Genomic DNA, 6,869 nt, shown 5'->3' on the forward strand with positions numbered 1-6,869 from the left:
AGGTCCAGCCCCGCTGCAATCCACGGTCCTGGCTTGCTGGAATCACTGGATCAGTCTCCCGTCCGGAGCAACCGCATACCAGACCCCGCCTACGCTCTGGCCGTTGGTATCACCGGGCTTGGCGTCCTAGACGGGGAGGATTTCCGCCGATCCCTACCATGGTGATGGCTCATAGTCCTTGAGGAAGCAGCCATACAGGTCAATGCCGCGTTCCCCGTCAACGATCGGCTGGTACACCCGGGCCGCGCCATCAATCAGGTCCAATGGAGCGTGCCATCCGTCGGCGACTTTCCGGACCTTCGCATCATGCGGGCGCTCATCGGTGATCCACCCGGTGTCCACCGCGCTCATGAGGATCCGGTCGGTCTTCAGCATCTCTTCCGCGCTGGTGCGGGTGAGCATGTTCAGCGAGGCCTTGGCCATATTGGTGTGCGGGTGCCCGGCCCCCTTGTAGCGGCGGGAGAACTGGCCTTCCATCGCCGAGACGTTCACGATGTACTTGCGCCGGGCCCCGCTGGCGGCCAAGGCCGGGCGCAGCCGCGAAGCGAGCAGGAACGGGGCGGTGACATTGCACAACTGCACTTCGAGCATTTCCAGGGCATCAACATCACCCAGGATCTGCGTCCAGGAATTATCCGTCACCACGTCCGGGATCAAGCCCCCGGCATCGATTGCGGTTCCCGCTGCGATTCGTTCCAGCGATGCGGAGCCGGCCCGCATGGCCAGATCTGCCAGTTGCTGCGCATCGTAGCTTTCCGATGCCGCAGGGGCCAGCAGTGCTGATTCTTCCAGGCGGAAGGCACTGGCCAGGGCCTTGGGATGCTCGGAGGGCGGGTTCGCTTCGCCCCACAGCTCCGGTCCCCCGTTGCCAGGCAGCAACTGCGCGGCCAGGGGCTGCTGCTCGGATTCGACCAGATGCTGGTAGGAGTTGGCCGTGCGCCGCACGGTCTGCGCGGCGTTGTTGATCAGGATATCGAGCGGACCTTCGGCAGCCACGCGGTCGGCCAGGGAGATGACCTGTGCCGGGTCGCGCAAGTCGATGCCGGCAATGCGCAGCCGGTGCATCCATTCGGCGCTGTCCTCCAGTGCCGCGAAGCGCCGTGCGGCGTCCTTGGGAAAACGCGTGGTGATGGTGGTGTGGGCTCCATCGCGCAGCAGCCGCAGCGCGATGTGCATGCCGATTTTGGCTCGCCCGCCGGTCAGCAAGGCGCGCTTGCCGCTCAGGTCCGCGCGCGCGTCCCTGCGTTCGCGTCCCTGTGCGGCGCAGTCAGGGCAGAGATAATGGTGGAAGGCATCCACGGTGGTGTAGCGCTGCTTGCAGATGTAGCAGCCACGCGGCTTGCGGAATTCCCCGGCGCTTGCGCTTCCGGTTGAACTGCTCAGGTCCAGGCCGAGGGTTTCGTCATCCAGCCGTTGCGGCGAGCCGGTGGCGGTGCGCTCGATCACGGCCCTGTCCGCGGCGCTGATCTCGGCACGCTTTTGGGACTTGCGGTAGCGCTTGGCCGCCTTGAACATGTTGCTGGTGGCCCTGCGCACGGCAATATGCCGTTCATCCTCGGGATCCAGCTGGTGCACCACCGACAGGACTTTCAAAGCGGCGGATAGTTCTGCTTCGGTAAACAGTTCGGTTTCTGGTGCCTGCAAAGGCAGCGGCGTAGGTTCAGTCATCTCCCCACCGATTTTACGCGGTGGGCAGCGCCCTATTTTCCCTTGGCGAGATCGGCGAGCGTGGCAATGAGCAGGCGGCGCTCGACGAGCTTGATGCGCTCATGCAGCGATTCCTCGGTGTCGTGCTCTTCAATCGGCACGGCTTCCTGGCGCAGGATCGGACCGGTATCAACCCCGGCATCGGCAATGTGCACGGTGCAGCCGGTGACCTTCACGCCGTAAGCCAGCGCATCGCGCACGCCGTGGGCGCCGGGGAAGGACGGCAGCAGCGCAGGGTGGGTGTTGATGTAGGTGCCGTCGAAGGCGTTGATGAATTCCTCGCCGACGATGCGCATGAAACCGGAGGAGACAACATAGTCCGGGGCGTAGGACAAGCACTTTCCGGTGAGCGCATGGTTCCATTCGCCGCGATCCGCGTAGTCCTTGAAGTTCACGACGAACGTTTCGATTCCGGCTTCATCCGAACGCTGCACGCCGTAGGTGCCGTGCTTATCCGCTCCCACGGCCGCAATCTCGACATTGTCCAGCTGGCCGTCGGCCACTGCATCGATGACTGCCTGGAGATTAGAACCGGTACCTGAAACCAAAACCACAATGCGCATGAATTCAATTCTACGGTTCGCCGGGGCCGGCGCTTCATCCCGGACGCAATGTTGCATGGCGTTTCGATCCGCAAGCCTTTTCCCGGCACCGTTGCCGCGCCGGCCCTAGACTGGCCGTAAGAGCGCCATTCGAAGTGGAGAAGTTGATGAGCCAGATAGTTCCCGACGGCAAGGACTGGACCGTTGTTCTGGAGGCGGTGTGCGCGCAGTGCGCCGTCGATGTGCGCGGCATCTCGCCCGGCGATGCCATGGCCCAGCTTCCGGTGTGCGTGGACCGCTATATCGAGGTGCTCGCGCGCCCCGATGCCCAGACCCGCACGAACCCTGCCCGCTGGAGCGACCAGGAGTACGTGGCCCACGTCGCCGAAATGCTGCAGGTGATGAGCGGGCGCCTGGACCTGATGCTTGAGCACGATGACCCGACGTTCCCCAACTGGGACCAGGACCGGGCCGCCGATGAGGGAAAATACAATTCGCTGCCTGCAGGGGAGGTCACCGAGCTGTTGCGCGAAAGCGCCGCCCGCTACGCCGCGAAGCTGTCGAGCATCGACCCGGCGCAGTATTCCCGCCGCGGCCTGCGCTCGAACGGTGCCGCGTTCACCATTGAAACGCTGAATCAGTATGCCTGGCATGACGTCATGCATCATCTGTGGGATCTGGCTCCGCAGACCAGCTAGGCGCGCCCGACACAAACGAAGGGGCCAAATGGCAGGTGCACTGCCCTTTGGCTAGACTTCTTGGCGTACGCGCGAAAACAGTTCTACATAAGGAGCCAGGCAGTCATGCCCAAGGCATATTTCGGGAAAATTTCTGCACTGGCTTTCACCGGGCTGCTGTCCTTGACCGCGTGTTCTGCCGGGATTCCGCAGACCGGTGAATCCGCTGCTCCAGTCCCATCGGCTGAAGAATACATGCCGCTTCTGGTGCAAACGCAGGATGATGAAGACAAGCTTCCTGAAGGCTTTGAGGATACCGAGTCCTACGACGCGGAAACCCGCCACCTGCTGGCCACCTCGGACTTCGGCAGGCACTACGTCGCCGTAGGCAACGAAGGCCAGCTGTGCATGATCGCCGTTCCCAAGCCCGTGGAAGAAGATGGCGACTACGAGATCGCCGGGACCACCTGCCCGACGATGGATTATGTGGTCCAGAACGGTATTCCGCTCAAGGTCGATGGCGGTGAAAACAGCTTCAAGACCGTCACCTACCTGATGCCGGCTGGCATCAGCGACGTGACGGTGGAGAACTCCATCTCCGAGCTTCGCGCCGAGCATCCCGAACTTGAAGCCGAGGATATCCAGGTAGTTGCCGAGAATGATTCGGTGCTGCTGGTGATGGAGGAGTCGACTGCCAGTGCGCTGGGGACGATCACCATCAACCGCCCCGATGGCGATCCGCTGGTCCTGGCCAGCCTGACCTAGGCCAACAGCGGCAAGCCTCTAGCCTTCGAGTACCGGGTCGGTCTCGAACAGCGGGGCAATCAAGTAGCCGATCGCGGTGCCCACACCGATTTGCAGTGCCAAGGCACCTGCGGTCGCCCACATGTTCGGGCCGATCTCAACCAGTCGCCCAATGGCCAGGGAGCCGGATGACAGCCAGGAACCGATCAGGCTCAGCAGCCCGCAGACAATGCCGGTGAAGACCGCCAAGGACGCGGTCGATGCCGCCAGCGACAGGGCATTGAACGGAATGCGACGGGCAAACCAGTCTTCGAGGTGGTTCTCGCCTACGCGCAGGAAGTACCAGCCGGCCACGATGCCCGCGGCCACGGGAATCAGCAGGAACAGCCATTGATGGGCCATCTCGCCTGAAGGAAGGGAAGCCAGCATCGGAATCGACGGCAGCGGACCCACCGTGGTTTCCAAGGTGGACAGGGTGCTGCCGGTACCGATGCTGAAACCGCCGCCGCTGATCCAGGACAAGACCCAGAACACTGCGTTCGGGATGAAGGACAGCTGCACCGTGGTCAGCGCGGCCGAACCGATCGGGCCGGGGCGCAGCTCCTGCGACACGTTGGCGACGTCGGTCCAGTGCACGCCCAGGTTGATGGCCAGCAGCAATCCGGAGATTCCCACGGCAGCGACATAGCCGAGGAACCCGGCCACGATCACATGCCATACGTAGGATCCGGCCCAGCGGCGATGCGGTGAGATCCGCTGGATATAGGCGGCCGTATCGACACCGAAAAGGCGAGCCCAGGAGCCTGCTTCGCGGCGCGCGCCAATGATCAGGCCCACCAGCGCGATGATCAGCGGAATGAAGGTCGCCGCGATGATATTGACCCGCGCATGCGCGTTATTGGCGAGGAACCCGATACCGGTACCGATGGCCCCGTAGGCCACGAAGGCGCCGAGCAGCCCTTGCCAGAGCTGGTCGGTGTAGGAAGCGCGAGCGATGCGCCGTCCTGCACGCAAGCAGAACAAGAACGGCAACAGCGATAGTCCCAACGGGATCAGCGTGACCCATCCGGTCACTGAACTGGGGTCAGCTTCGGGGCCGAGATTCAGGATCTCCACCGGCACGCCGTGGATAAGCAGCCAAATGAGGCCGCCGAACTGCAAGATGGCCTCAAACGAGTCTTCGAGGAAGCCTCCGCTGAAATAGACGGCGACCAGCGGCAGGGTGATCAGGGCAAGGCAAAAGACCACGGATTGCAGTATCTCGAAGACCCCCTGCAACGCCAGGGGCATTGGCCAGCCGTTGCGCAGGCGCAACATCACTGCCTTCATGGGTTTCTTTTCGCGGCTCATCATCTTCAATGTTGCCATCATTGGCGCCGACCGGCCTCGATCGACGCGCAATGATGACCTGAAGGGTTGCCTAGAACACTGGGCTAATAGCTGTCCGGAGCAGCGCTTTGGGCCTCGGAATTGAAGCTTGCAGCCAGTGCTTCGGTGGCACGCGCCAGCAGTGCCACGTCAGCACCCACGCCGACGTAATCCGCGCCGGCGGCCATGTATTCGCGGGCGCTCTTCTGGTCGAAGGCGTTGACCCCGGCATACTTGCCTGCGGCCTTGGCGGCATTGATGGACTTGATCACCGCAGCGACCACGTCCGGGTGGCTCTGCTGGCCGATGACGCCCATGGAGGCGGCCAGGTCCGATGGACCGATGAAAATCCCGTCAACACCTTCGGTGGCAACGATTTCCTCGACGTTCCGCACCGCTTCATCCGCTTCGATTTGAACCATGATGGTGATGGTCTCATCAGCGCGGGTCAGGTACTCGGGGATGCGGTTCCAGCGAGCCGAGCGGGCCAGGGCGGAGCCGACACCGCGTACGCCCTTGGGCGGGTACTGGCAGGAGGCGACGGCAGCGGCGGCTTGCTGGGCATCATTGACCATCGGGATGATCAGCGACTGCACGCCCAGGTCCAGGAACTGCTTGATCACCACCGGATCGTTGACCGCAGGGCGGACCACTGGAACGACCGGGTAGCTGCGCACGGCTTGCAGCTGGGCCAAGATGTTCTGCAGGTCGTTGGGCGAATGCTCGCCATCTATGAACAACCAATCGAACCCTGCGCCTGCGCAGATCTCAGCGATCAGCGGGGAGGCCGAACAGACCCAGATGCCTGCCAACGAGTGGTCGGCGTCCTTGAGCGCATCTTTCAGCGACGGATCCGCTTCTACTCGAAATGACATGTCACAGTTCCTAGCGGTCCGTAATCGGCAAAGAGGGTATCCCCTGCATTGACCCACATCGGGCGGGTGAAGGATCCGGCCAGGATGATTTCCCCGGCCTTGAGCTTGTCGCCGTGCGGGGCAATCTTGTTGGCCAGCCAGTACACGCCAGCGGCAGGGTGGTTCAGCACGCCGGCTGCGACGCCGGTTTCTTCGACGGTCTGGTTCTTGAACAAGATCCCGGAGACCCAACGCAAATCGATGTTCTCCGGCTTGACCGGGTTGCCGCCGATCACCATGGCACCCATGGCGGCGTTGTCGCTGATGGTATCCACAATAGTGCGGCCTTCCATCTCCACACGGGCATCGAGGATTTCCAAAGCGGGGATGACGTATTCGGTAGCTTCGAGCACATCGAAAATGTTCGCCCGCGGGCCTTCGATGTCCTTCTTGAGCTTGAAGGCCAGCTCCATCTCCACGCGGGCACCGGTGAAGTCTTCCCACTTCAGCTTCGCGCCGGAGTCGTAGACCATGTCATCGAAGATGATTCCGTAGTCAGGCTCGGTGATTCCGGTAGCCATCTGCATGGCGCGGGAGGTCAGCCCGATCTTGCGGCCGACCAGCACGCGGCCAGCGGCTTCGGAGCGCTGGCGCCACAGGTTCTGGACCCGGTAGGAATCTTCTACCGTCATTTCTGGATAGCGTGCGGTCAGACGCGGCACGGGAGTCCGTGTCTCGCCGGCCTGGACCAGCTCATCGGCAATGGCCGTGATTGTTTCCTCGGATAGCATCGACGGCTACACCTTTCACTACTGTTCAAACCTCTTGGGGCTGCCGCCATCTCGAGGAGATGACTTAGCTCACGGTTCTTGATCGTACCGAGGTTCGAGATTGAAGGCACATCGTACTAACATTCTGCTCGACTTTTCGCGGCCTTTCGGGCTCCTTTTCGCAAAAGATTTGGCCCACGGCCATGC

Annotated in this window: 7 protein-coding genes; 2 read left to right on the plus strand and 5 right to left on the minus strand. The window is 62.5% G+C overall.

What is annotated here, in order from left to right:
* Window positions 1-153 precede the first annotated feature (153 nt).
* Entirely contained in the window at window positions 154-1,668 is a 1,515-nt protein-coding gene (locus tag ACNPN0_RS00570) for an SDR family oxidoreductase (protein ID WP_105661637.1), read from the minus strand.
* A 32-nt stretch (window positions 1,669-1,700) separates the two neighbouring features.
* On the minus strand, window positions 1,701-2,270 hold the full coding sequence (purN, locus tag ACNPN0_RS00575; RefSeq protein ID WP_105661636.1) for a phosphoribosylglycinamide formyltransferase: 570 nt from the start codon (window positions 2,268-2,270) through the stop codon (window positions 1,701-1,703).
* A gap of 146 nt (window positions 2,271-2,416) precedes the next feature.
* Here purN and ACNPN0_RS00580 point away from each other — a divergent pair, with 146 nt between their 5' ends.
* The gene (locus tag ACNPN0_RS00580) at window positions 2,417-2,947 is read left to right on the plus strand and encodes a DinB family protein (protein WP_448937334.1); all 531 of its coding nucleotides are present in this window, start codon (window positions 2,417-2,419) and stop codon (window positions 2,945-2,947) included.
* A gap of 105 nt (window positions 2,948-3,052) precedes the next feature.
* Window positions 3,053-3,691 carry a hypothetical protein gene (locus tag ACNPN0_RS00585; RefSeq protein ID WP_448937333.1) on the plus strand — a complete coding sequence of 213 codons (639 nt, stop codon included), beginning with the start codon at window positions 3,053-3,055 and terminating at the stop codon, window positions 3,689-3,691.
* Window positions 3,692-3,709: 18 nt separating this feature from the next.
* Here ACNPN0_RS00585 and ACNPN0_RS00590 read toward each other — a convergent pair whose 3' ends face one another.
* The 3 genes from ACNPN0_RS00590 to hpaH all read right to left on the minus strand — a co-directional run bounded on the left by ACNPN0_RS00590 (window position 3,710) and on the right by hpaH (window position 6,683).
* Entirely contained in the window at window positions 3,710-5,041 is a 1,332-nt protein-coding gene (locus ACNPN0_RS00590) for a cell division protein PerM (protein WP_286172070.1), read from the minus strand.
* A gap of 62 nt (window positions 5,042-5,103) precedes the next feature.
* Entirely contained in the window at window positions 5,104-5,913 is an 810-nt protein-coding gene (locus ACNPN0_RS00595; RefSeq protein WP_105657358.1) for an aldolase/citrate lyase family protein, read from the minus strand.
* Window positions 5,898-6,683, minus strand: coding sequence for a 2-oxo-hept-4-ene-1,7-dioate hydratase (hpaH, locus tag ACNPN0_RS00600; RefSeq protein ID WP_448937332.1), 786 nt, complete (start codon window positions 6,681-6,683; stop codon window positions 5,898-5,900). The genes ACNPN0_RS00595 and hpaH overlap by 16 nt, the downstream gene beginning before the upstream one ends.
* Window positions 6,684-6,869 lie beyond the last annotated feature (186 nt).

This window comes from Glutamicibacter sp. AGC84, assembly GCF_053543575.1.

What these genes read in the sequence shown, in the direction of transcription:
- ACNPN0_RS00570 (WP_105661637.1), bottom strand. Translation starts at nt 1,668, where the DNA reads ATGACTGAACCTACGCCGCTGCCTTTGCAGGCACCAGAAACCGAACTG.
- hpaH (WP_448937332.1), bottom strand. Translation starts at nt 6,683, where the DNA reads ATGCTATCCGAGGAAACAATCACGGCCATTGCCGATGAGCTGGTCCAG.
- ACNPN0_RS00585 (WP_448937333.1), top strand. Translation starts at nt 3,053, where the DNA reads ATGCCCAAGGCATATTTCGGGAAAATTTCTGCACTGGCTTTCACCGGG.
- ACNPN0_RS00580 (WP_448937334.1), top strand. Translation starts at nt 2,417, where the DNA reads ATGAGCCAGATAGTTCCCGACGGCAAGGACTGGACCGTTGTTCTGGAG.
- ACNPN0_RS00595 (WP_105657358.1), bottom strand. Translation starts at nt 5,913, where the DNA reads ATGTCATTTCGAGTAGAAGCGGATCCGTCGCTGAAAGATGCGCTCAAG.
- purN (WP_105661636.1), bottom strand. Translation starts at nt 2,270, where the DNA reads ATGCGCATTGTGGTTTTGGTTTCAGGTACCGGTTCTAATCTCCAGGCA.
- ACNPN0_RS00590 (WP_286172070.1), bottom strand. Translation starts at nt 5,041, where the DNA reads ATGATGGCAACATTGAAGATGATGAGCCGCGAAAAGAAACCCATGAAG.